This is a genomic window from Paracoccus sp. L-17 (assembly GCF_056857655.1).
The window spans coordinates 24,047-46,229 of the sequence record NZ_JBSXNM010000045.1; the positions used below are offsets into that span (position 1 = coordinate 24,047).

The 22,183-nt window shown below is 67.1% G+C and carries 25 protein-coding genes; 17 read left to right on the forward strand and 8 right to left on the reverse strand.

Annotated elements, in window-relative coordinates; genetic code table 11:
* The first annotated feature begins 9 nt into the window (after window positions 1–9).
* The 3 genes from AC13CR_RS15905 (at window position 10) to AC13CR_RS15915 (ending at window position 3,119) form a co-directional block, all read left to right on the forward strand.
* A complete protein-coding gene (locus AC13CR_RS15905; RefSeq protein ID WP_446235135.1) occupies window positions 10–702 on the forward strand; it encodes a winged helix-turn-helix transcriptional regulator in 693 nt (230 codons plus the stop codon).
* A gap of 142 nt (window positions 703–844) precedes the next feature.
* Window positions 845–1,999, forward strand: a complete 1,155-nt coding sequence (locus AC13CR_RS15910) for a type III PLP-dependent enzyme (protein WP_292951719.1) — start codon at window positions 845–847, stop codon at window positions 1,997–1,999.
* Window positions 2,000–2,033: 34 nt separating this feature from the next.
* Window positions 2,034–3,119 carry a DUF2235 domain-containing protein gene (locus tag AC13CR_RS15915; protein WP_292951722.1) on the forward strand — a complete coding sequence of 362 codons (1,086 nt, stop codon included), beginning with the start codon at window positions 2,034–2,036 and terminating at the stop codon, window positions 3,117–3,119.
* Between the two features lie 226 nt (window positions 3,120–3,345).
* Here the strand turns inward: AC13CR_RS15915 and metF are convergent, their stop codons facing one another.
* Window positions 3,346–4,224: a methylenetetrahydrofolate reductase [NAD(P)H] gene (gene metF, locus AC13CR_RS15920; protein WP_292951725.1), complete on the reverse strand. Its 879-nt coding sequence runs from the start codon at window positions 4,222–4,224 to the stop codon at window positions 3,346–3,348.
* Between the two features lie 90 nt (window positions 4,225–4,314).
* On the opposite strand from metF, the gene AC13CR_RS15925 reads away from it, so the two are divergent.
* From AC13CR_RS15925 to AC13CR_RS15935, 3 genes are all read left to right on the forward strand, one after another.
* Window positions 4,315–5,229: a LysR family transcriptional regulator gene (locus AC13CR_RS15925; protein WP_292951728.1), complete on the forward strand. Its 915-nt coding sequence runs from the start codon at window positions 4,315–4,317 to the stop codon at window positions 5,227–5,229.
* Window positions 5,230–5,295: 66 nt separating this feature from the next.
* Window positions 5,296–6,087: an inositol monophosphatase family protein gene (locus AC13CR_RS15930; RefSeq protein ID WP_292951731.1), complete on the forward strand. Its 792-nt coding sequence runs from the start codon at window positions 5,296–5,298 to the stop codon at window positions 6,085–6,087.
* A gap of 101 nt (window positions 6,088–6,188) precedes the next feature.
* Window positions 6,189–7,145 carry a DMT family transporter gene (locus tag AC13CR_RS15935; RefSeq protein WP_292951734.1) on the forward strand — a complete coding sequence of 319 codons (957 nt, stop codon included), beginning with the start codon at window positions 6,189–6,191 and terminating at the stop codon, window positions 7,143–7,145.
* A gap of 92 nt (window positions 7,146–7,237) precedes the next feature.
* On the opposite strand, the gene AC13CR_RS15940 is transcribed toward AC13CR_RS15935, so the two are convergent.
* Window positions 7,238–9,307, reverse strand: a complete 2,070-nt coding sequence (locus AC13CR_RS15940; RefSeq protein WP_482900690.1) for a lytic transglycosylase domain-containing protein — start codon at window positions 9,305–9,307, stop codon at window positions 7,238–7,240.
* A gap of 109 nt (window positions 9,308–9,416) precedes the next feature.
* Here AC13CR_RS15940 and dapA point away from each other — a divergent pair, with 109 nt between their 5' ends.
* From dapA to AC13CR_RS15965, 5 genes are all read left to right on the forward strand, one after another.
* Entirely contained in the window at window positions 9,417–10,292 is an 876-nt protein-coding gene (gene dapA / locus AC13CR_RS15945; RefSeq protein WP_292978042.1) for a 4-hydroxy-tetrahydrodipicolinate synthase, read from the forward strand.
* A gap of 306 nt (window positions 10,293–10,598) precedes the next feature.
* Window positions 10,599–11,150 carry a sigma-70 family RNA polymerase sigma factor gene (locus AC13CR_RS15950; RefSeq protein WP_292951743.1) on the forward strand — a complete coding sequence of 184 codons (552 nt, stop codon included), beginning with the start codon at window positions 10,599–10,601 and terminating at the stop codon, window positions 11,148–11,150.
* Entirely contained in the window at window positions 11,147–11,782 is a 636-nt protein-coding gene (locus AC13CR_RS15955; RefSeq protein ID WP_292951746.1) for an NrsF family protein, read from the forward strand. The genes AC13CR_RS15950 and AC13CR_RS15955 overlap by 4 nt, the downstream gene beginning before the upstream one ends.
* A 147-nt stretch (window positions 11,783–11,929) precedes the next feature.
* The gene (locus AC13CR_RS15960) at window positions 11,930–12,106 is read left to right on the forward strand and encodes a hypothetical protein (RefSeq protein WP_292951749.1); all 177 of its coding nucleotides are present in this window, start codon (window positions 11,930–11,932) and stop codon (window positions 12,104–12,106) included.
* Entirely contained in the window at window positions 12,081–12,710 is a 630-nt protein-coding gene (locus tag AC13CR_RS15965; RefSeq protein ID WP_292951752.1) for a DUF1638 domain-containing protein, read from the forward strand. The genes AC13CR_RS15960 and AC13CR_RS15965 overlap by 26 nt, the downstream gene beginning before the upstream one ends.
* Here the strand turns inward: AC13CR_RS15965 and AC13CR_RS15970 are convergent.
* Window positions 12,683–13,282: an HNH endonuclease gene (locus AC13CR_RS15970; protein WP_292951755.1), complete on the reverse strand. Its 600-nt coding sequence runs from the start codon at window positions 13,280–13,282 to the stop codon at window positions 12,683–12,685. The two genes, AC13CR_RS15965 and AC13CR_RS15970, sit on opposite strands and share 28 nt — an antisense overlap.
* Before the next feature lie 188 nt (window positions 13,283–13,470).
* On the opposite strand from AC13CR_RS15970, the gene AC13CR_RS15975 reads away from it, so the two are divergent.
* A complete protein-coding gene (locus AC13CR_RS15975; protein ID WP_292951758.1) occupies window positions 13,471–13,905 on the forward strand; it encodes a VOC family protein in 435 nt (144 codons plus the stop codon).
* Window positions 13,906–13,938: 33 nt separating this feature from the next.
* Here AC13CR_RS15975 and AC13CR_RS15980 read toward each other — a convergent pair whose 3' ends face one another.
* The 4 genes from AC13CR_RS15980 to AC13CR_RS15995 are packed head-to-tail and all read right to left on the reverse strand — an operon-like array spanning window position 13,939 to window position 16,137.
* Window positions 13,939–14,592 carry an alpha/beta hydrolase gene (locus AC13CR_RS15980; protein ID WP_292951761.1) on the reverse strand — a complete coding sequence of 218 codons (654 nt, stop codon included), beginning with the start codon at window positions 14,590–14,592 and terminating at the stop codon, window positions 13,939–13,941.
* Entirely contained in the window at window positions 14,589–15,212 is a 624-nt protein-coding gene (locus tag AC13CR_RS15985; RefSeq protein ID WP_292951764.1) for a DNA-3-methyladenine glycosylase family protein, read from the reverse strand. Before AC13CR_RS15985 ends, AC13CR_RS15980 begins: the two co-directional genes overlap by 4 nt.
* Window positions 15,213–15,215: 3 nt before the next feature.
* Window positions 15,216–15,518 (reverse strand): hypothetical protein, encoded by a 303-nt coding sequence (locus AC13CR_RS15990; RefSeq protein WP_292951767.1) that lies wholly within the window; start codon window positions 15,516–15,518, stop codon window positions 15,216–15,218.
* Window positions 15,511–16,137 (reverse strand): GntR family transcriptional regulator, encoded by a 627-nt coding sequence (locus AC13CR_RS15995; protein WP_292951770.1) that lies wholly within the window; start codon window positions 16,135–16,137, stop codon window positions 15,511–15,513. The genes AC13CR_RS15990 and AC13CR_RS15995 overlap by 8 nt, the downstream gene beginning before the upstream one ends.
* Between AC13CR_RS15995 and AC13CR_RS16000 the strand changes: the two genes are divergently transcribed.
* The 5 genes from AC13CR_RS16000 (at window position 16,136) to AC13CR_RS16020 (ending at window position 21,437) form a co-directional block, all read left to right on the forward strand.
* Entirely contained in the window at window positions 16,136–16,927 is a 792-nt protein-coding gene (locus AC13CR_RS16000) for a pyrimidine 5'-nucleotidase (protein WP_414692125.1), read from the forward strand. The two genes, AC13CR_RS15995 and AC13CR_RS16000, sit on opposite strands and share 2 nt — an antisense overlap.
* Window positions 16,918–18,126, forward strand: a complete 1,209-nt coding sequence (locus AC13CR_RS16005; protein WP_446232526.1) for a UbiH/UbiF family hydroxylase — start codon at window positions 16,918–16,920, stop codon at window positions 18,124–18,126. The genes AC13CR_RS16000 and AC13CR_RS16005 overlap by 10 nt, the downstream gene beginning before the upstream one ends.
* A 163-nt stretch (window positions 18,127–18,289) precedes the next feature.
* Window positions 18,290–18,604 carry a DMT family transporter gene (locus AC13CR_RS16010; protein ID WP_292951776.1) on the forward strand — a complete coding sequence of 105 codons (315 nt, stop codon included), beginning with the start codon at window positions 18,290–18,292 and terminating at the stop codon, window positions 18,602–18,604.
* Window positions 18,605–18,708: 104 nt separating this feature from the next.
* A complete protein-coding gene (gene ilvD / locus AC13CR_RS16015; RefSeq protein ID WP_292951779.1) occupies window positions 18,709–20,547 on the forward strand; it encodes a dihydroxy-acid dehydratase in 1,839 nt (612 codons plus the stop codon).
* Window positions 20,548–20,591: 44 nt separating this feature from the next.
* A complete protein-coding gene (locus tag AC13CR_RS16020) occupies window positions 20,592–21,437 on the forward strand; it encodes a DMT family transporter (protein WP_292951782.1) in 846 nt (281 codons plus the stop codon).
* On the opposite strand, the gene AC13CR_RS16025 is transcribed toward AC13CR_RS16020, so the two are convergent.
* On the reverse strand, window positions 21,434–22,171 hold the full coding sequence (locus AC13CR_RS16025; protein WP_292951785.1) for a MauE/DoxX family redox-associated membrane protein: 738 nt from the start codon (window positions 22,169–22,171) through the stop codon (window positions 21,434–21,436). The two genes, AC13CR_RS16020 and AC13CR_RS16025, sit on opposite strands and share 4 nt — an antisense overlap.
* Between the last annotated feature and the right edge of the window lie 12 nt (window positions 22,172–22,183).

The following is a 22,183-nucleotide window of genomic DNA, read 5'->3' on the forward strand; positions in this document are numbered from 1 at the left end:
TATCAAAAAATGACTACCGACGGCCGAACTCCCCGCATCCGATATGACGAGGGATGCCTTGCCGCCCACGCGCTGAATGTCGTGGGCGATCGCTGGGCGCTGCTGATCGTCCGCGAGATGCTGCTGGGCCCGAAGCGCTTCCAGGCCCTGCGCCGTGGCCTGCCCGGGATCACGGCGGCGGTGATGACGCAGAGGCTGGCACAACTGGCCGAGGCTGGGGTGGTCGCGCACGACGCGACACTGGGCATCTATGCGCTGACCGAAAGCGGACGGGCGCTGCTGCCGGTGTTGCAGGCGATGTGCCGCTGGGGTGCGGCCCATCCCGGCCACGATCCGCGGCGTTTCATCAGCCCAACCGCGCTGATGATCTCGATGACGGCGATGATCGATAGCACGGCCGCGCAAGGGCGCGATGTCGCGGCGGCGTTCGTCATGCCGCGCGAGGGTTTCGTGCAGCGCCTGTCGGGCGATGGTGTCCTGCGCCCCGAGGTCGCGCCTGCGCCCATTGGCGATTTCGTGCTTGAAGGGGATGGCAACCGGCTGGCGATGGCGGTCTATGGTCCCGCGCCCCTGGCCGATCTGTCCGCGCGCGGCGTGATCGGACTGCGCGGCGACGCCGATGCGGCACAGCGTTTCGTGGATCTGTTCCGGTTGCGCGACGGTCGTGACCGCGATCAACCGGTGCGCGCGGAATCTTCGTGAAATCGTTACCGGTTTCGGGCTATGGACCGCCGAAATCCGCGATTCGCGCCCTTTTCCCCGTGAAACTGGAACAGCAAGGTGCCGATTGGGGTTTTCCACGCGGCCTTGGCCGAACCGAACGATACGCGAAAGGAACCCGCCGATGGGAGAAATGAAGACAGTCTGGGACAATCCGGCCGAGATCATCCGCAATCTTCAGCCCGAACATCCGCTGATGGTGTTCGCCCCGACCGTGCTTCAAAGCCGCGCCCGGACCTTTCTGGCAGGCTTTCCGGGATTGGTGACCTATGCCGTCAAGTCGAACCCCGACGAGGCCGTGATCCAGACCCTTGTCAGCGCCGGGATCAGGGGATTCGACGTGGCATCTCCTTTCGAGATCGACCTGATCGGCCGTGTCGCACCCCGCACCGCGCGCCATTACCACAACCCCGTCCGCGCCCGGCACGAGATCGCCCATGCGGTAGAGGCCGGGATCAGGGCATGGTCGGTGGACAGCCTCAGCGAACTGGAAAAGCTGTTCGCCCTGGTGCCTGCCGAGATCGATGGCAAGGGGGTCGAGATTTCGCCCCGCTTCAAGCTGCCGGTTCTGGGCGCGGCCTATGATTTCGGCTCGAAGTTCGGCGCGACGCCGGATCTGGCGGCCGAGTTGCTGGGGCTGGTGGCCCGTCGCGGCTATGTGCCCTCGCTGACCTTCCATCCGGGCACGCAATGCGTCGATCCGATTGCCTGGGAAAGCTATATCAGCGTGGCGAAGGAAATCTGCGACATGGCGGGCGTCCGGGCGCAACGGCTGAATGTCGGCGGCGGTTTCCCCTCGCATCGGGTCATTGGCGTCGAGCCCGACCTGCAATCCATCTTTACGGAGATCGCCGATACGGTGGCCGACAGCTTTGGCGATGACGCGCCGGATCTGGTCTGCGAACCGGGTCGCGGCCTTTGCGCCGATGCCTTTTCGCTGATCACCCGCGTCAAGGGTATCCGCGATGGCGCCGCCGTCTTTCTCAACGATGGCGTCTATGGCGGGCTGGCCGAACTGCCGATCATCGGCAATATCGACCGTATCCAGGTGCTGGACCCCAGGGGCCAATCGCGCGACGGCGAACGCAGCGGGCGCGTATTGTTCGGCCCGACCTGCGATTCCGTGGACCGGCTGCCTGGCGAACTGGCGCTGCCCGCCGACATCGAAGAGGGCGATTTCGTCATCTTCCACGGCGCCGGAGCCTATTCGACGGTCACGAACACGCGCTTCAACGGCTTTGGTGCGATGAGCCACGCGACCGTGATGGCGCTGGAGTAATTGTTTCCTCACGCTCGCATGCTAGCGTCGGAGGATGGTAACGATTCGCCCGGTTCAGATTCACGTCGTGCTGATGGACGGCACCTTCGCCTCGCTCGATGATGGGCGGCGGTCGTCGATCGGACGTATCCACCGGCTGCTGACCGGCCTTTTCGGCCCTCTGCCCGGTCCGCGGCCACGTATCCATTACGGTCTGGGCCAGCAATGGAACCGCTGGCGAACCCTGCCCGAACTGGCCATGGGCCGGGCAATGGAGGCGCGGATCATCGACGCCTATGGCTGGCTTGCCTCGGGGTATCGTCCGGGCGACCAGATCTTTCTGTTCGGCTATTCCCGCGGCGCCTTTGCGGTGCGCAGTCTCGCCGGCATGATCGGGCGGATCGGCCTGCTGCGCGCGGATGCGGCCACCGAACGCAACACGCGCCTGGCATGGCGGTATTATCGCGACGGCGGATCGGAAAAAGCCATCGCCGCCTTCCACCGACGGCGTTGCCGGTCCGAGGTGCCGATTCGCATGGTCGGCTGTTTCGACACGGTGATGGCGCTTGGGCTGCGGTTGCCGCTGCTGTGGATGCTGACCGAGCCGCGCTTTCGCTTTCACGATCCGCATCTGGGCGGCCAGGTGGAATACGGGTTTCAGGCGTTGGCTCTGGACGAGACGCGGGCTGCCTTTGCGCCGCTGCTCTGGGACGATGCCGGCGGCGCCGGCCATATCGAACAGATGTGGTTTCGTGGCGCCCACGCCGATATCGGCGGACAGCTCAGCGGACTGGAATTTGCCCGTCCGCTGGCGAATATCCCGCTGGTCTGGATGCTGGAGAAGGCCGAAGGCGCGGGCCTGCCGCTGCCCCATGACTGGCAGGCACATTTCCCCGGCGATCCGACCGCGCCCGGTATCGGCTCATGGCGCAAATGGGGCAAGGCATTCCTCTCGCGTGCGCCGCGCGTGGCCGGAACCATCGCCAGCGAGGCTCTGCATCCGACGGTGCCCGATCCCTATCCCGGCCCGGCACTGCTGACCGGTCATCTGGCCGGTCACGCACTGGACATGCCGCGCCGAATATCGCGCCGCTGGAAGCGCGCGCAGCCCGCATCGGACGCCGCCTCGGACAATATCTGAGCGCCGGATCGGCCAAAGCCCGAAACGCGAAGCCCGCGACCCGGATCCCAAGTCCGCGCGCGACGTCGGTGACGCGGCGATGCAGAAGCCTCTGGCGCGTCCTGATTGGGCCAACCTTTGGACCTCTCTGGAGCAGGTAGGCATCGCCGCGCCCGCCCCAAGGGATGCCGGGCCACGACTTTCCGGCGTCTTCAGGCCGGGCCGGTTCGGATCGGCAAGCGCGGCTTCAGGCCACTGCCTCCAGTTCGCGGACGGGTTGCACGCCAAGTGCGGCGCAGACGTCGCGGGTCATTTCGGGCCGGTTCAGCGTATAGAAATGCAGCCGGTCCACGCCGCCCTCGATCAGCGTGTCACACAACTCGGCGCAAATGGCGGTGGCCAGAAGCCGTTCGCGGTCGCCGCCGTCGCGGATCGCGGCTGCAAAGGCATCCTCGGCCCAGGCGGGAATGGTCGTGCCGCAGCTTTGCGCGAACCGTTTGGCGCCCGCCCAGCCCTGAATCGGCAGAATGCCGGGAATGATCGGCACGTCGATGCCCGCCTTGTCGCATTTGTCGCGGAAACGGAAAAAGGTTTCGGCCTCGAAGAAGAACTGGGTGATGGCGCTGGTCGCACCGGCGTCGATCTTGCGTTTCAGCCAGGCGACATCGGCGTCACCATCGGCACTGTCGGGATGCGGTTCGGGATAGGCGCCGACACGGATCGTCATGTCGCCCCGGGCGGCGATCGCCTCGATCAGTTCGACCGAATTGACGAAGCCGTCATCGTGCGGCGTGAAGCGGTCCTGCCCCTTGGGCGCATCGCCGCGCAGGGCCACGATTTCGCGGATTCCGGCATCGGCATAGGATTGCACGATCTCCATCGTCTCGGCGCGCGTGGCCTCGACGCAGGTCAGGTGGGCGGCGACGTTCAGCCCGTAATGGCGGTTGATCGTCGTCACCGCGTCATGGGTCAGCTTGCGCGTGGTGCCGCCCGCGCCATAGGTGACCGACACGAAATCGGGGTTCAGCGGGGCCAGGGCGCGCGCGGCTTCCCACAGACGGAACGAGGCGTCCAGCGTCTTGGGCGGAAAGAATTCGAAGCTGATCTTCGGCGCGGTGCGGGTCATGGCGATTCCTTTGTCTTGCGCCTCTTGTGCCATCATCGGGGCCGTGAGACAAATTCATAATTCTCAAGATAAACTTGAAACGGGCTCAACATGCATCTGGAACTGCGCCATCTGCGAACGGTTCAGGCGATCCACGAACAGGGTGGCCTGGCGCGGGCGGCCGAAGTACTGAACATCACCCAATCGGCGCTGTCGCATCAGGTCAAGGCGCTGGAGCAGCAGGCCGGGGTGGAACTGTTCGTTCGCCGGGCCAAGCCGATGCGGCTGTCTGCGGCCGGAATGCGCGTCCTGCGGCTGGCCGAGCAGGTATTGCCCATGGTCGCGGCGACCGAAGCCGAGTTCAAGGGCGTCGAGGCAGGCCGAATCGGCCGGCTGCATATCGCGATGGAATGCCACGCCTGTTTCGACTGGCTGCTGCCGGTGCTGGACATCTTCCGCCGGGCATGGCCCGACGTGGACGTGGACATCCGCCAGCGGCTGGCCTTCGGCGCGCTGCCCGCGCTGGCGCGCGAAGAGGTCGATCTGGTCATCTCCTCCGACCCCGAGGATGTGCCGGGCGTGATCTACCAGCCGCTATTCGACTATGCGCCCACGCTGGTGGTCCCGGCCGGGCATCCGCTGACCATCAAGGGCTATGCCGACCCGCGGGATCTGGCGGATGAAACGCTGATCACCTATCCGATGGAGCGTGCGCGGCTGGACGTGTTCAGCCAGTTCCTGACCCCCGCCGGGATCGAGCCCGCCCGCCAGCGCACGGTGGAACTGACAGCGGTGTCGCTGATGCTGGTCGCCTCTCGGCGAGGTGTGGCGGTGATGCCCGACTGGGTTCTGCGTCGCGAATCCGCCAATCCCGATATCGCCATGTTGCCTCTGGGCCCGGGCGGCATCCTGCGCCGCCTCTATGCCGCGATCCGCGAAGAGGATCTGTCGCAGCCCTACATGGCCCATGTCCTGCGGCTTTCGCGCACCGAGCCGCTGCGGATGCTGCGTGGTTCGGCCTCGTGACGCCGCGCGCGGCTTCACATTCCGCGCGCCAGCCCCTATGAGGCGGCGATCCCCATTCCGGAGCATGTGATGGCAAGCGCCAATCTGAACGTCATGATCAAGGCCGCCCGCAAGGCGGGACGCGCGCTGGTCAAGGATTTCCGCGAGGTCGAGAACCTCCAGGTCAGCGTCAAGGGCGCGGGCGATTTCGTGACCCGCGCCGACCGCGAGGCCGAGCGGGTCATCAAGGAGGAACTGCGCAACGCGCGGCCCAATTACGGCTGGCTGGGCGAAGAGACCGGCGAGGATGCTGGCGAGGATCCGACGCGGCGCTGGATCGTCGATCCGCTGGACGGGACCACCAATTTCCTGCACGGCCTGCCGCACTGGGCCGTCAGCATCGCGCTGGAGCACAAGAGGGAAATCGTCGCGGCGGTGATCTTCGATGCCGCCAAGGACGAGCTGTTCACCGCCGAAAAGGGTGCCGGCGCCTTCATGAACGACCAGCGCCTCCGCGTCTCGGGCCGGCGCCATCTGGGCGAGGCGCTGTTCGCCACGGGCATTCCCTTCGCCGGGCGCGGTCCCTTGCCGGCCGCCTTGCAGGATCTGGCCCGGCTGATGCCGATCAGCGCCGGTGTCCGCCGCCTGGGCGCGGCCTCGCTGGATCTGGCCTATGTCGCGGCCGGGCGATACGATGGCTACTGGGAACGCGGCAACAAGCCCTGGGACGTGGCGGCGGGCATTCTGATTGTGCGCGAGGCCGGCGGTTTCGTCGAAGGCATCGGCGAGGGCGACGATGCGCTGGAAACGGGCCGCATGATTGCCGCCAATCCGCAGATATTCCAGCCCTTCGCCAAGGTGATTCGCAGCCGCGACTGACCGCGCGGTCGCGCCGGGCCGATCTGCGGCAAGCGCATTCCGGCCATGACTTGACGTAGCCTCGCGCGCCGCGCATGGGCGGTATACAGAGGACCGCGCCCATGCCCGACGATCGTCACGACCCGCCCCATGCCGCCTCGGCGGCCGCGGCCTCTGCGCCGCCGCCCGTGCCGCCGCGGATGTCCCCGCCCGCGCAGGACAGGACCGGGCTGGGGATCCTGCTGATGTCCGCCAGCGCGCTGATCTTTTCGATGCAGGATGGCTTTTCGCGGGTGCTGGGCGCGGAATATCCGCCGGTTCTTGTGGTGATGATCCGATACTGGGTCTTCGCGGCTTTCGTCATCGTCTTGGTCTCGCGTCAGCCGGGCGGTCTGAGGCGGGCGGTGCGCACCAGGCGGCCGCTGACGCAGATCGCGCGGGGCGTGCTTCTGGTGCTGGAGGTCGTGGTCATGGTCGAGGCTTTCGTCCGCCTCGGCCTGGTCGAGACGCAGGCCGTCTTCATCGCCTATCCGCTGCTGGTCGCGGCCCTCTCCGGCCCGGTCCTGGGCGAGAAGGTCGGCTGGCGCCGCTGGGCGGCGATCGGGATCGGCTTTTCGGGCATTCTCGTGATCCTGCAACCCGGCGGCGGCGTCATGCGGATCGAATCGCTGCTGCCCTTTCTCGCGGCGTTCATGTTCGCGCTCTATGGTTTGCTGACGCGGCATGTCTCGCGCGACGATCCCTCGATGGTCAGCTTCTTCTGGACCGGCGTCGCGGGGGCGGTGGCGATCACGCTGATCGGGATCTGGGACTGGCGCTGGCTGGCGCCGGTGGACTGGATCTGGATGGCGGGATTGTGCATCTGCGGCATGAGCTCGCATTATCTGATGATCCGCGCCTATGAACTGGCCGAGGCCTCTGCGCTGCAGCCCTTTGCCTACACGCAACTGGTCTGGGCCAGTCTGATCGGCGTGTTCGTCTTCGGCGAGGTGCTGCGCCCCAGCGTCGTTCTGGGTGCCATGATCGTGGTGTTGGCCGGCCTGTTCACGCTGTGGCGCGCGAGGGTCAGATCGGCCTGAGATCTCGAGGCGCGGAACCGGGGACCGGAACGAGATGTCGGCCCGGTGCGCCCGACCGATTGCGGATGCCTGGCGCCGTTCCTGACCACGCCTCAATCGGACGCGACCGCCTCGACCGCAGGATTGATCCGGCCTTCGGGCAGGCGTGGCCCGATGAAGGGTTTTCCGGGTGGCCGGGACGACAGCGCCAGCGTCAGCCGCAGCGGCGGCGGCGGCATCAGCCCGCCGCCGGTCAGATCGAAGGTCGGCACGATCGGGGCGGGCTTGCCGCTGATGCGGGCGCGATAGATCGCCATCGCCTCGGTCACGCGCATGACATAGTTGCGCGTCTCGTCGAAGGGGATCAGTTCGACCCAGTCCACCGGATCGAAATCGCGCCGCAGATCGCCGAAATCCGACAGCCAGCGCGCCGGCCGGCCGGGCCCGGCATTGTAGCCCGAGGCGGTCAGCGCGGTCGAGGTCCCGAACCTTTCGCGCAGGCCCTCCAGATAGGCGGCGCCCAGCCGGGCATTATAGGCCGGATCGGCGGTCAGCCGCGGCAGGTCGTAGGGCAGGCGCAATCGGCGGGCCATCTGTTCGGCCGTTCCGGGCATCAGCTGCATCAAACCGCGCGCGCCGACCGGGCTGCTGGCCGTGTGGTTGAATTCGGATTCCTGTCGCGCGATCGACAGGATCAGTTCGGGAGGCAGCCCCAGATCGGCCTTTTCCAGCCCGGTCAGCGGGAATTGCGCGGCGGGATAGATCACGCCCTTGCCGGCGGCCTGCTTGGACAGGCGCAGGCCATGCCAGGGCGCCCGCGCCTCGATCATCAGCCGGGCCATGCGGGCGATGTCCTCGGGCTCGGCCGTTTGCGAAAGTTGCAGGAAAAATCGCTGTGCTTCATCCACCCGCCCGACCGCCAGCAGCCACAGCCCGGCGCGAAAGACGTCGTTCTCGGCCAGCCGAGCGCCGCGCCAGTCGGGCAGGGTCTCGACCGCCTTGCCGGGGACCGCAAAGGCGGGCGGCATGGTGGCGCGAACCTTTTCTGCGGCAAGCTGGCCATAGAAGACGCCGGGCTGCCGCGCCGCCCCGGCATAGGCTGCCCGCGCCGCCGCCTGATCGCCAAGCGCCTCTTGTGCGCGGCCCTGCCAGTAAAGCGCCCGCGCAGTGCTGATCGCGCTGCCGACGACGGTTTCCAGATGGCGGAAATGATCCAGCGCCCGCTGCCCCGCGCCCTGATGCAGCGCCGCGAATCCGGCCAGCCATTCAAGGTCGGAATAATGCGGATTGTCCGGCGTCAGGAAATGCTGCGCGGCCAGCCTTTCGGCCAGCGCCCAGTCGCCCTGCCGCATCGCCAGGCGCGCGTAGTCGACCCGCATCTGCGCCCAGAGTTCGGGCACCCGCAATGCCTCGGCGCTGGTCGAGGCCGCAAGCATCAGATCCCGCGCGCCGTCGTGGAACTTTGCCTTCACCCGCCACCGAAAGCGGTCCATGGTCAGGCCGGGATCCTCGCGCTGGTCGGCCGGCAGGGCAAGGATCATGTCATCGACACCCGGCTGGCGCGCCTGAAGCGCGATCCGGGCGGCGATCAGGGGGCGGTCGGTCTGGGGCAGGCGTTCCAGCAGCCGCTGGGCCTGCGCCCATTCCTGCCGGTCCAGCATGGCCACCGCGCGCGCCGTCATCAGCGGCGCAAGTTCTTCGCCATAGCGATCCAGGAACGCCGTTTCTTCCTCGCCTTCCAGCGGTGTTTCGGTCCAGAACCGTGCGCGTTCGGCGCGGGCCTCGTCGGGGTCCAGAACCGCCAGCAACGCGGTTTCGGCCCGCAGCGACCGGGGCGGCTCATCGCCCAGCCAGTCGCGGATGTCGGCCTCGGGCAGGGTGGCGGGCAGTTTCGCCTCGCCGCGTCTGCGCAACAGGTTCAGACCTGGCCAATCCGGATGCCGGCGGATGAAGGCGAGGTAATCGGCGAAATCGCCGTAGCCCGCGCGCAGGGCCTGCCAGCCGACCAGCGATTCGGCCACGGGGCCCGACCGTTTCGCAGCATCGCGCGCGGTCACCCAGTCGCGCACATCGGCGGCGGCCAGCGCCAGCGCCAGCGCGCCGCGCTCTTCGGCGTGGGCGGGGGTGGCAAGCGGCAGGGCGGCAATCAGCCCTGCGGCCAGAATGTCACGCAGAAATCCCATCTCCACCCCATCTCGCCGCCCGACGCCCGCGACGCAATTCACAACCTTGGCAAGACCGGCGCCGGGGGCTAGTTAGGCGCGGCGAAATCCAATCTTCAAGGAGCGTGTCATGTTCAAGGGATCTTTGCCCGCGCTGGTCACGCCGTTCACCCCGGACGGCGAGCTGGATCTGGACACGCTGAAGATGCTGGTCGAATGGCATGTGGATCAGGGCAGCCACGGTCTGGTGCCGGTCGGCACCACCGGCGAAAGCCCGACGCTGACCCATGACGAACACCGGCTGGTCATCGAAGAGGTGGTCAGATCCGCTGCCGGTCGCATCCCGGTAATCGCGGGGGCGGGGTCCAACTCGACCCGCGAGGGGATCGGCCTGATCCGGCACGCGGCCGATGTCGGCGCGGATGCCGCGCTGGTGGTGACGCCCTATTACAACAAGCCGACGCAGGCCGGACTGATCGCGCATTACACCGCCCTGACCGAGGCGGTGGATCTGCCGATCATCATCTACAACATCCCCGGCCGTTCGGTCATCGACATGCTGCCCGAGACGATGGGCGTGTTGTCGCGGCTGCCGGGGATCATCGGCGTCAAGGATGCGACCGGCCGGCTGGAACGGGTCAGCCAGCAGCGCATCACCTGCGGGCCGGACTTCATCCAGCTTTCCGGCGAGGACGGCACCGCGCTTGGCTTCAACGCTCATGGCGGGATCGGCTGCATCAGCGTCACGGCCAATGTCGCGCCGAAACTTTGCGCCGAGTTTCAGGAGGCGACCCTGCGCGGCGATTATGCCGCGGCGCTGGAATATCAGGACCGATTGATGCCGCTGCATCTGGCGATCTTCGTGGAACCCGGATTGGTCGGTGCGAAATATGCCATGTCGCGGCTGGGCCTGTGCGACGAACGCGTGCGTCTGCCGCTGGTGGGCCTGACCGATCCGACGCGCCGGCTGATCGACGCGGCGCTGGACCATGCCGGCCTGAACTGAGGTCAAGGCCGGGCTTCGGGGCGTAGCCCCGCGTCCGCCGGTCCCTCGATGGGCCGGAGGAGGCTGCGCCCTCGTCGTTCCGGCCGTCGCGACGGCTTGCCCTGGCCCGGTCGCGGGGCGATTGCGGTGGCAACTTTGGTGTTCATCTGTAATCTTTCCCTGGATCGATCGGCCGGCGGCCTTGCCGTCCCGGAAGCCCATTCGCCCGATTGCGGGGTTCCGCCATGCGGATCGCGGACAGGGAAGCGAGAGACATTTCCGGCGGCGGCTGTAACGCCCGCGCGGAATCAGGCGTAAGGACATGCGATGAGTGATGCTGGCGGTTCGGAAGACTGGTCCGACCTGATGCGCGCCGCCAATACGGGCGACAGGGCGGCCTATCACCGCCTGCTGACGCTGATGACCCCGGTTCTGCGCGGTATCGTCCGGGCACGCGCTGCGGGGATGGATGTCGACTGGTGCGAGGATGTCGTGCAGGAAACCTTGCTGGCGATACATTTGAAGCGCGCAACCTGGGACGAGGCGCTGCCTTTGCGTCCCTGGGCCTATGCGATCGCACGACACAAGCTGGTCGATGCCTTCCGCCGTCGCGGCCGCGCGGTTCACCTGCCGGTGGAGGATTTCGCCGAGACCCTGGAATCGGCGCCCGAACCCGACCCGACCGAACGCCGCGATGCGGCCGTCCTGATCGGCCGCCTGCCCGAACGCGACGCCGCGCTGATGCGCTGCCTCGCGCTGGAAGGTCGTGACAGCGAGGAATGCGGCGGCCGTCTTGGCCTGAAGCCGGGCGCCCTGCGTGTCGCCCTGCACCGTGCCCTGCAACGGCTGGCCCGGCTGCGATTGGAGGATGAACGATGAAGACCGACGATCTGATCAGTCTGCTGGTGCGCGACGACACAATCCCGCCCGCCGTGACGCCGCGGCTTGTTTCGGCGATCCTGCTGGCGCTTGCACTGGTGGCGGGACTGCTTGTGTCGCTGGTGGGCGTGCGGGCCGATCTGGCGCGGGCCTTGGCGGACCCGGTCACGCGGATGAAGTGGCTGCTGCCGCTGGCACTGGGACTGCCGGCCCTGGTTGCGGCCTTGCGGCTCAGCCGTCCGCAGACGCGCGGATCGCCGGGGTTGCTTTTCGCCGCGCTGGTGGCGGCGGCGGCAATGCTGTGGCTGGTGCTGGCCATCAAGGCGACCCCGGCCGGCATGGTATGGCCGCGGATCAAGGGCAACTCGGCCATGATGTGCTTCTTTGCGATCATGCTGGTCTCGGCGCTGCCGCTGGCGGCGGGCCTGCGCGTGCTGGGTGGCGGCGCCAGCCCCGCGCCGATGCTCAGCGGTGCCGCACTGGGTCTTGCGGTCGGCAGCCTGGCCGCGACGCTTTACGCATTTTTCTGCACCCAGGATTCGCCGCTGTTCTTCCTGACCTGGTATGGGCTGGCCATTGCCGTGGTCACGCTGGCAGGCGCGGTCGCCGGGCGCGGGATGCTGCGCTGGTAGCCGGTCACCTTTCGTGATGTGCGGAATGTGCGACCAGGTCCCAGCGGCGATCCTGCACCGATGCGCGTGAAATTGCCGCGGATTGTCACGGCCTCCTTTTCAAGCCGACACATTGGTCCCATATTGATGGCGAGGAGAGATTGCCCCATGCCGCTGCCGCAGTTCCTGTTGATGATCCTGACCGTTCTGCTGGCTGCGGCGCTGTCGCTGCTGGCAGCCATCGCCCTGGACCTGCCGGGGGTCGCGCTGATCTTCGCGGTGCTGACGGGCGCGGCGCTGATCCATTTCGGTCATCGCGATGGCCGCGACAATCACGACGGCTGAATCGCTGCCCCGCTGCCTGATGCTGGCCTGCGGGGCCTTGGCGCGCGAATTGCTGGCCATCCGGGATGCCAATGGCTGGGATCATCTGGATCTGCATTGCCTGCCTGCCGAACTGCATCTGCGTCCCGAGAAAATTCCCGATGCGGTCAGCGCGGCGGTCGCCCGTTTCGCCCCCGACTATGACCGGATCGTGGTTGTCTATGCCGATTGCGGCACGGGCGGGCTGTTGCAGGCGCGCTGCGCGGAATTGGGGGTCGAGATGATTCCCGGACCGCATTGCTATGCCTTCTTCGACGGGATCGAGGCGCATGCCATGCGCGCCGAACGCGAATTCACCGCCTTCTACCTGACCGATTTCCTGGTCCGCCAGTTCGATGCCTTCGTCTGGCGCGCCATGGGTCTGGATCGGCATCCGCAGTTGCGCGACATCTATTTTGCCCATTACGAAACGCTGATCTATCTGGCCCAGACCGAGGATTCGGCCCTTGACGCCAAGGCGCGCGAGGCCGCCGAACGGCTGGGTCTGCGCTATGAACGCCGAACGACGGGATATGGCGATCTGCCGGGGGTTCTGGCTCAGCTTTCCAGTTCGGCATCCCAGTAGAGGAAATCCATCCAGCTGTCATGCAGGTGGTTGGGGGGGAAACGCCGCCCGACGGCGTGCATTTCGCCGGGGCTCGGCTGGCGCGGCTTGCGACGCAGGTTCATCCCCGAATGACGCAGGCTGCGGTTGGCCTTGCGCAGATTGCAGGGCGAACAGGCGGCGACCACGTTTTCCCAACTGGTGACGCCGCCGCGCGAGCGGGGCACGACGTGATCGAAGGTCAGATCGCCCTTGGCGCCGCAATACTGGCAGCAGAATTCGTCCCGGAGAAAAAGATTGAAGCGCGTGAAAGCCACGCGCTTCTGGGGTTTTATGTAATCTTTCAAGACGACGACCGAGGGTATCCGGAAAGCCTGCCGCTGACTTCGGACCACCTCGTCATATTCGGCGATGATCGCGACCCGGTCCAGAAACACCGCCTTGATCGCTTCCTGCCAAGGCCACAGCGATAGCGGATAATAGCTGAGCGGCCGGTAATCGGCATTCAGCACCAGCGCCGGGTGATGGCGCAGACCGGCGGGTTCGCGAACGAAATGGGTCCGGAAATCCGTATGATGACGCTCGTTCAGCATGTCGCCTTTTCCAGCCGGTCCCGAATTGGCAAGGTCCGGGGCCTTGGTCTATCCACGGGACCGACTATATATCGGGCTACCCGTCTGGCAAGCCCCCGCATGTATTCGAACCACCGATCGGATAGCGCGTTTGCGTGACGACAGCGTGACGATTTGCCCGCTGCCCGGCCGCGTGGCAGAATGCGGCCATGACCACCACAGCCCCGCCCCTTCTGGGCACGCTGGAAAGCGCGCTCTATGCCGACGATCTGGAGGCCGCCACGAGGTTCTGGCGGGAGGTGATGGGGCTTTGCGATTTTCAGTCCGTTCCCGGACGGCACGTCTTCTTCCGGGTCAGCGATGGGCCGCCCCCGCAGGTTCTGCTGGTCTTCCGCCCAGACGCCACCGAAACGCCACCGGCACCGGATGCGACACTGCCGGTGCCGCCCCATGGCGCGCGCGGGCCGGGCCATGTCTGTCTGGCCGCCGGTCCCGAAACTCTGGACGCCTGGCGCGACCATCTGCTCGCGCATGGTATCGAGATCGAGGCCGACTTTCGCTGGCCGAATGGCGCCCGCTCGTTGTATTTTCGCGATCCGGCGGGCAATTCGGTCGAATTGGCCGATCCCGCGATCTGGGGCTGAGAGATCTTCGTCACGGCCGCCTGTCCGTCGGCCCTATTTCCCCAGCCGGTCCTTGATAAAGGCCAGCGCCACGGACAGCCCGTCCGGCGCAATGCCGTGGCCGGTGCCCTCCATGACATGGGCGAAGACCTCGAACCCGGCGGCCTGCAGCGCATCGCCCGCCAGCCCCATGTCCTGGAACGGCACCATCGGGTCCTGGTCGCCGTGGATCAGCAGGACCGGAGGCTTGACGCGGGCCTCGTCCTCCAGCATCTCGGGCACCAGCAACCGGCCGGAAAAGCCGACGATGCCCGCCACTTCGGCGTCCCGGCGCGGCAGCACATGCAGCGCCATCATCGTGCCCTGCGAAAAGCCGATCACGATCATGCGGTCCGCTTCCAGCCCCTCATCGGCCAGAACCCTGTCCAGAAAAGCGTTCAACGCGGTGATCGACCGACCCATTGCCGCTTGCGCCTGCGCCTCGGTCGAGCCGTCCAGCCAGGGGATCGGAAACCACTGATAGCCCATCGGATTGTTGATGCTGCGTTCCGGCGCGTCGGGGGCATGGAAGGCCGTGCCCGGCAGATGCGGCGACAGCGGGTCGGCAAGGCCCAGAAGATCGGCCCCATCGGCGCCGTAGCCGTGCAGGAAGACCACGACGGCATCGGCCTTTTCGGGGCCCTTGCGGGCGGATGTCAGGTCGGTCATCGAATTCCCTCGCGTCCTTTGGCCTGCCGGTAATAGGCCCACAGCCCGCGCGCCGCAACCGCGCGCCAGGGCCGCCAGGGCTGCGACAGCGCGCGCAGGGCGGCGGGGCCGGGACGGGCCTCCAGCCCATACATCATGCGCGCGGCCTCTTGCAGCGCCAGATCGCCCGCGGCCAGCACGTCGGCCCGGCCGAGCGCGAATTTCAGATAGATCTCCGCCGTCCATGTCCCGACTCCGGGCAGGGCGACCAGCGCGGCGATGGCCCTGTCATCGGACAGCGTGCGCAGCCCCTGCCAGTCCAGTCCCGCGTTCGCGATCCCCTTCAGGTAGCGCAGCTTGGGCCGCGACAGTCCGGTTGCGCGCAGGGCATCGTCATCGGCCGCCGCGATGGCCTCGGGCGCGACCAGCCCCGCCGCCTGCATCCGCGCCCAGATCGAGGCAGCGGCCGCGACCGAAATCTGCTGACCGGTAATGGCCTGGGCAATGGCCTCGAAGCCGTCGCCGCTGCGGCGCAGCGGCAGCGGGCCAAGCCGCGGAAGCACCCGTGCCCAGACCGGGCAGACCGCCGCCAGATGGGCCGCGCCAAGGGCCAGATCGGCCTCGGTCTCGATCAGCCGCATCTCTCAGCCGGGAACCCGCGCCGCCCGACCTCCGCGCCGCCGGGGCTGCCCCCCGGCCCGCGCCTGCGCGCCCTCGACCAGAACGCCGACCATCGGATGGGGCTGATCGCCCGGCGCGGCCTTGGGCGCGTAGTGATCCAGCAGAAACCGGATCGCCCGGACCGCATCGACGCCCGGAGGCAGCGACAGGGCCCAGTCCACGAAGATCGATCGGCATTCGCCAATTCCGATTCCCTCGATGCGGAAGCTTTCGCGGATCAGGTTCTTGGGATCGGCCTCGGCCATGATCAGCGGGGGTTCAGTCATGATCGGCCTGCGCCTCCAGTTTCAGCCTTGTCTCCCAGGCCATCGAGATATGTCTGCGCAGGGCCGAATCCGCCGCCGCGCCATCGCCGGCCGCAATTGCCTCGACGATCCGGCGATGTTCGACCAGCGCGGTTTCGCTGCGGCCCTCGGCTGCCAGCGAGGTGCGCGCCATCAGCGCCATGCTGCGATGGACAAGGTCCAGTTGCTGCACCAGGTATCGGTTGTGCGAGGCCAGATGAATCTGGTGGTGAAACCGCTTGTTGGCGCGAGCCAGCGCCTCGGGGTTGCGGACGCATTTCTGATCCTCGTCCAGCATCTGCGCCAGAACGCGCACCTCTTCGGGGGTGGCGTGGCGGGCGGCCAGGCGCGCGGCCAGCGCCTCCAGTTCGGCGCGCACGGTGTAAAGCTCGGCCAGTTGGTTGTGATCCAGCGAGGCGACGATCAGGCTGCGTCCGTCGCGGACCAGCATTGCCTGCGTCTCCAGCCGTTGCAGGGCCTCGCGGACCGGGGTGCGGCTGACGCCGAACCGCTCGGCCAGTTCGGATTCGACCAGCCGGTCGCCGGGGCGATAGGTGCCGGCCTCGATGGCCGTCAGGATCAGGGAATAGGCGTCCTTCATGGGCGCCACGATTGGCCGCGCCGGCGCGAATTGCAAGCGCGAGCATACCGGTCTAGGCAGGGTCATGGATTTCGCCGAAGCCGATATCTGGATCTTCGATCTGGACAACACGCTCTATCCGCCCGAGATGGCGCTGTTCCCGCAGATCGAGGCGCGGATGACCGAATGGGTCATGCGCATGCTGTCCGTCGAACGCGAGGCCGCCGACCGGCTGCGCCGCGATTACTGGATGCGGCACGGCACGACGCTGGCCGGACTGATGGCCGAACATGCGATCGACCCTGCCGCCTATCTGGGCCATGTCCATGACATCGACTTCACCGGCCTCGTGCCCGCGCCCGGACTGGCCCGCGCCATCGCGGCCCTTCCGGGGCGCAAGATCGTCCATACCAATGCCGACAGCGCCTATGCCGCCAGGGTTCTGGCGGCGCGGGGGCTGGACGTCTTCGAGGCTGTCTTTGGCGTCGAGGAGACGCATTTCCACCCCAAGCCCGATCCCCGCGCCTACGAGGCGGTGATCGACATGGCCGGGATCGACCCCGCCCGCGCCGTCTTTTTCGAGGACGACCCGCGCAATCTGCGCGTGCCGCACCGGCTGGGGATGCGGACGGTTCTGGTCGGGCCGGGGCGCCACGGTCCGAACGACAGCGCGCCCGAGGCCGAGATCGGCAATCACGTCGATCACCGGATCGGCGACCTCGAAGCGTTCCTGTGCCGGATTGTCCCCGGGCAGCCGCCGGGGCAGAATGGCGGCCGGGATCGCAATGTCCGGGGCCGCCGATGTCGATGATCAGGAAACCTGCCGCCGATGAGGTCGATGTCCTCGTCTCGGGCGGCGGAATCGCCGGGCTGATCGCCGCGGCCGCGTTCGGCGCCGAGGGCTTGTCGGTCTTGTGCGTCGATCCCGCGCCTCCGGTCACGGATGCAGGCGCCTCGGGGGCCGATCTGCGCACCACCGCCTTTCTGGCCCCTTCGGTCGATCTGCTGCGGCGGATCGGACTCTGGGACCGGCTGGCGCCCCATGCGACGCCCTTGCAGGTCATGCGGATCGTGGATGCGGGCGGCGCGCGCCCCGAGCCGCGGCTGATCCGCGATTTCGATGCCGCCGAGATCGGCGACGCGCCTTTCGGCTGGAACCTGCCCAACTGGTTGCTGCGCCGCGAGATTGCGGCCCGGCTGGGCCAGTTGCAGAACGTGCGGTTCCAGCCCGGAACCGGCACCGCCGGGGTGGTCGCGCGCGACGAGGCGGCGCTGGTCACGTTGACCGATGGTCGGCGCCTGCGCGTCCGGCTGCTGATCGGCGCCGATGGGCGCGATTCACCCGTGCGGCAGGCCCTGGGCATCGGCGTGCGGACGTTCCGCCATGGCCAGAAGGCGCTGGCATTCGCCGTCACGCATGAGCAGCCGCACGGCAACGTCTCGACCGAGGTGCATCGCTCGGGCGGTCCCTTCACGCTGGTGCCGCTGTCCGATCGCGACGGGCGGCCCTGTTCAGCCGTGGTCTGGATGGAAAACGGGCGCGAAACCGCGCGTCTGGCCGCGCTGCCGCCAGAGCAATTCGAGGCGGCCCTGAACGCGCGTTCGGCCGGGGTCATGGGACATCTGACCCAGGCGACACGGCTGACCGAATGGCCGATCATCAGCCAGATCGCGGACCGGTTCTGCGGCCCGCGCACCGCGCTGATCGCCGAGGCAGCCCATGTCCTGCCGCCGATCGGCGCGCAGGGACTGAACATGAGCCTGGCGGATCTGACCGCGCTGCTGGATCTGATGCGCGCGGCGCCGGGCGATGCGGCAGGGCTTGCGGCCTATGACCGTTCCCGTCGGCCCGAAGCCCATGCAAGGCTTCTGGGCATTGATACGCTGAATCGCGCCAGCCAAGCGCAGGCGCGGCCGCTGCGCGACCTCAGGGCGGCCGCACTGGGCGGGCTTTATGGCATCGGTCCGGTGCGACGGATGATGATGCGGGCCGGTCTGGGGCTGCGCTGAAACCCGCGGCTTGCCCGCGCAGGGCCCCCCGCGAAACGGAACGGGGCGTCGGCGGACGGCCTTGAAAGCGCCGCCAACCGGACCCATCTGGCTGGTTCCGGGGACGACCTCGCCTTCATGATCTGCATTGCCGGGACGACCCGGCCCGCCTGAGGTCGTTGCCATGCCCTGGATCATTCTCATCATCGCCGGTCTGCTGGAAATCGTCTGGGCCGCTGCGATGAAGCAGTCGCACGGCCTGACCCGCCCGCTGCCCACCGCGATCATGCTGGCCGGAATGGTCGGCTCGTTCTGGCTGCTGGCGGTTGCCATGCGGCAATTGCCGCTGGGCACCGCCTACATGGTCTGGACGGGGATCGGTGCCATCGGCAGTTTCTTGCTGGGAATCGCGCTGTTCGGCGAGGCCGTCAGCGCCGGCCGGCTGGCCGCGGCCGCGCTGATCGGGACCGGCATTCTGGTGATGAAGCTGTCATCGTGACGCCTGCCGGCAGGGCGGCAGATGGCACGGCCCAGACGTCGCACAGGGCAATTTCCTTCCGGCAGAGGCGGTGTTAAAGGACCGCCAGCCACAGGAGATCAGCCATGCCCGCCTATCGTTCCCGCACCACAACCCATGGCCGCAACATGGCTGGCGCACGCGGCTTGTGGCGCGCGACAGGCGTCCGGGACGAGGATTTCGGCAAACCCATCATCGCCATCGTCAACAGCTTCACCCAGTTCGTGCCGGGCCATGTCCATCTGAAGGATCTGGGCCAGCTGGTCGCGGCCGAAGTCGAGGCAGCCGGCGGCATCGCCAAGGAATTCAACACCATCGCCGTCGATGACGGGATTGCGATGGGCCATGACGGGATGCTGTATTCGCTGCCCTCGCGCGAGATCATCGCCGACAGCGTGGAATACATGGTCAATGCCCATTGCGCCGACGCGATGATCTGCATCAGCAATTGCGACAAGATCACGCCGGGAATGCTGATGGCGGCGCTGCGGCTGAACATCCCGGTCGTGTTCGTTTCGGGCGGGCCGATGGAGGCTGGCAAGGTCGTGCTGGAGGATGGCCGCGTCAAGACGCTGGATCTGGTCGATGCCATGGTCGCCGCCGCCGATGACAGCGTGTCCGAGGCCGATGTGGCCGCCATCGAACGATCCGCCTGCCCGACCTGCGGGTCATGCTCGGGCATGTTCACCGCCAATTCGATGAACTGCCTGACCGAGGCCTTGGGCCTGTCGCTGCCCGGCAACGGCTCGACCCTGGCCACCCATGCCGACCGCAGGCGGCTGTTCGTCGAGGCGGGACACCTGATCGTCGATCTGGCGCGGCGGTATTACGAGGGCGACGATGCCTCGGTCCTGCCGCGTTCCATCGCCGGATTCAACGCCTTCAGGAACGCGATGACGCTGGATATCGCGATGGGCGGGTCCACGAACACCGTGCTGCATCTGCTGGCCGCCGCGCATGAGGGCGAGGTGGATTTCACCATGTCCGATATCGACAAGCTGTCGCGACAGGTGCCGGTCCTGTGCAAGGTCGCACCGGCCAAGTCGGATGTGCATATGGAAGATGTCCACCGCGCCGGCGGCATCATGGCGATCCTGGGCGAACTGGACCGGGCCGGGCTGCTGGACACCTCGGTCGGCAACGTTCATTCCGGCACGCTGGCACGGGCGCTGGACCGCTGGGACGTGGCGCGCACGGACGCCGCATCCGTCCATGATTTCTATCGCGCCGCGCCCGGCGGCGTGCCCACGCAGACCGCCTTTTCGCAGGACCGCCGCTATGACAGCGTCGATCTGGACCGTGCGGGCGGCGTGATCCGCGATGCCGCCCACGCCTTTTCGCGCGATGGCGGGCTGGCTGTCCTGTATGGCAATCTGGCCGAGGATGGCTGCATCGTGAAGACGGCGGGCGTGGACGAATCGATCCTGACCTTCACCGGTCCGGCGCATATTTTCGAAAGCCAGGATGACGCGGTTTCGGGCATCTTGACCGGCAAGGTCAGGGAAGGCGAGGTCGTGCTGATCCGCTATGAGGGGCCGCGGGGCGGACCAGGCATGCAGGAAATGCTGTATCCCACCAGCTACCTGAAATCGAAGGGGCTGGGAAAGGCCTGTGCGCTGGTCACGGACGGGCGGTTCTCGGGCGGCTCATCGGGGCTGTCGATCGGCCATGTCTCGCCCGAGGCGGCCGAGGGCGGCACGATCGGTCTGGTCGAACAGGGAGACCTGATCCGCATCGACATTCCCAACCGGGTGATCGCGCTGGAGGTCGATGACGCCACGCTGGCCGCCCGCCGGGAAGATCGCGAGGCGTGGGGCTGGAAGCCTGCAAGACCGCGCCGGCGCAAGGTCTCGACCGCGCTGCGCGCCTATGCCGCGATGACCACCAGCGCGGCCAGGGGCGCGGTGCGGGTGGTGCCCGAATAGTATTGGCCGCGTCTGACGATCAAAGGGCGCTTGGCCTTGGGGCGATGGCCGTGGCGATGCTGATCCTGCCGGCCGGCGACGCGATCTCGAAGGCTTTGATGAGCTTTGCCGGACCGTTCGAGGTCACCTTGTGGCGCAGCGTCGCCAACGGGATGCTGTTCGGCCCCGTCGCCATCCTGGCGCGGCGCAGGCTGGGCGGTCCGCCGGTCTCGGGGGCGGCGGTGTTCTCTGGCCTGTTGCTGATCACCATCTCGTTCCTGCTGATCTCGGCCTTCCAGCGGATGCCGATTGCCACCGCCATCGCGATCTTCTTCGTCGAACCGCTGCTGCTGACCCTGCTGGCCGGACCGTTTCTGGGCGAGGTGCCCGGCCCGCGTCGGCTGGTCGCGGTCGGCGTGGGATTGATCGGCGCGCTGATCGTGATCCGGCCGAATTTCCAGATCTTCGGCCCGGTCGCCCTGATGCCGGCCCTGGCGGCGCTGGCCTATGCGGCGAACATGATCGTGCTGCGGCGCGCCAGCATGCGGCAATCGGCGCTGAGCCTCCAGATCGGCGCGACGCTGACGGCGGCCCTGCTGGCCGCTCTTGCCGCGCTGACGGCCGCCTTGTCCGGCCGTGGCGGGCCTTCGTATTTCCTGGCACCGGTCTGGGTGCAACTGGCCGTCCCTGCTGCGGCGATATTGTTCGCGGCGGCCTTCCTGCTGATCACCTTCGCCTTCAGCCGCTGCGAGGCCAGCACGCTGGCGCCGCTGCAATATCTGGAAATCGTCGGCGCGACCCTTGTCGGCCTGATCTTTTTCGGCAGCCTGCCTGATGCCTGGACCTGGATCGGCACTGCCATCATCCTCGGCTCGGGCCTGTATATCCTGCATCGCGACCGACGGGCCTAGATCACAAATAGCCGCGTCAGCGTGAACAGGCCCATGGCGATCATCACCAGATTTTCGGTCAGCGACACGAAGCCCAGCGGCACGTTGCTGTTGCCGCCGACGCAGGCGCATTTCAGTTCGCGTTTCTCGATATAGACGGCGCGAAAGACCGACCATGCGCCGAAACAGCCGATGAACAAGGCCACGGGGCCGGACAGCCAGGGCAGCAGCCCCGCGATCATCAGCAGTCCCGCGCCGGTTTCGAGAAACGGATAAACATAGCCGTAGGGCACCCATTTCTGGGCCAGCAGATCGTAGTTCAGGAACATCGTGGAAAAACTTTCCACGTCTTGCAGTTTTTGCAGACCCAGCAGGACCATCGCGGTTGCGGCGAAATGCGGCAGCACCATCCAGAGCGGCCCGCCGGCGAAGGCGAAGATCGCCAGCGCGATCAGCGCCGAGACGGCGAAGATGGCGATTACCGGCGTGTAGCTGGTTGTTTCCGCGTCAGGCAGAGGCTTGCCGAAGAAGGCACGGAGATCATCATAACCGCCGATCCGCTTGCCGTCGATCCAGGCCTGCGGGGTCGTCTCGACCTCATGTTTCCGCATGAAATCGTCGGTTTCCTCGCGGGTGCGCAGCGGGTGATCCTCGACCTGGTAGCCGTTATGTTCCAGCAGCCACTTGGACTTGCGGCCATAGGGGCAGAGATGCTTGGGCATGACCATTCGGTAAAGGGCGGCGCTTCGGGCCATGGCATTCTCCTT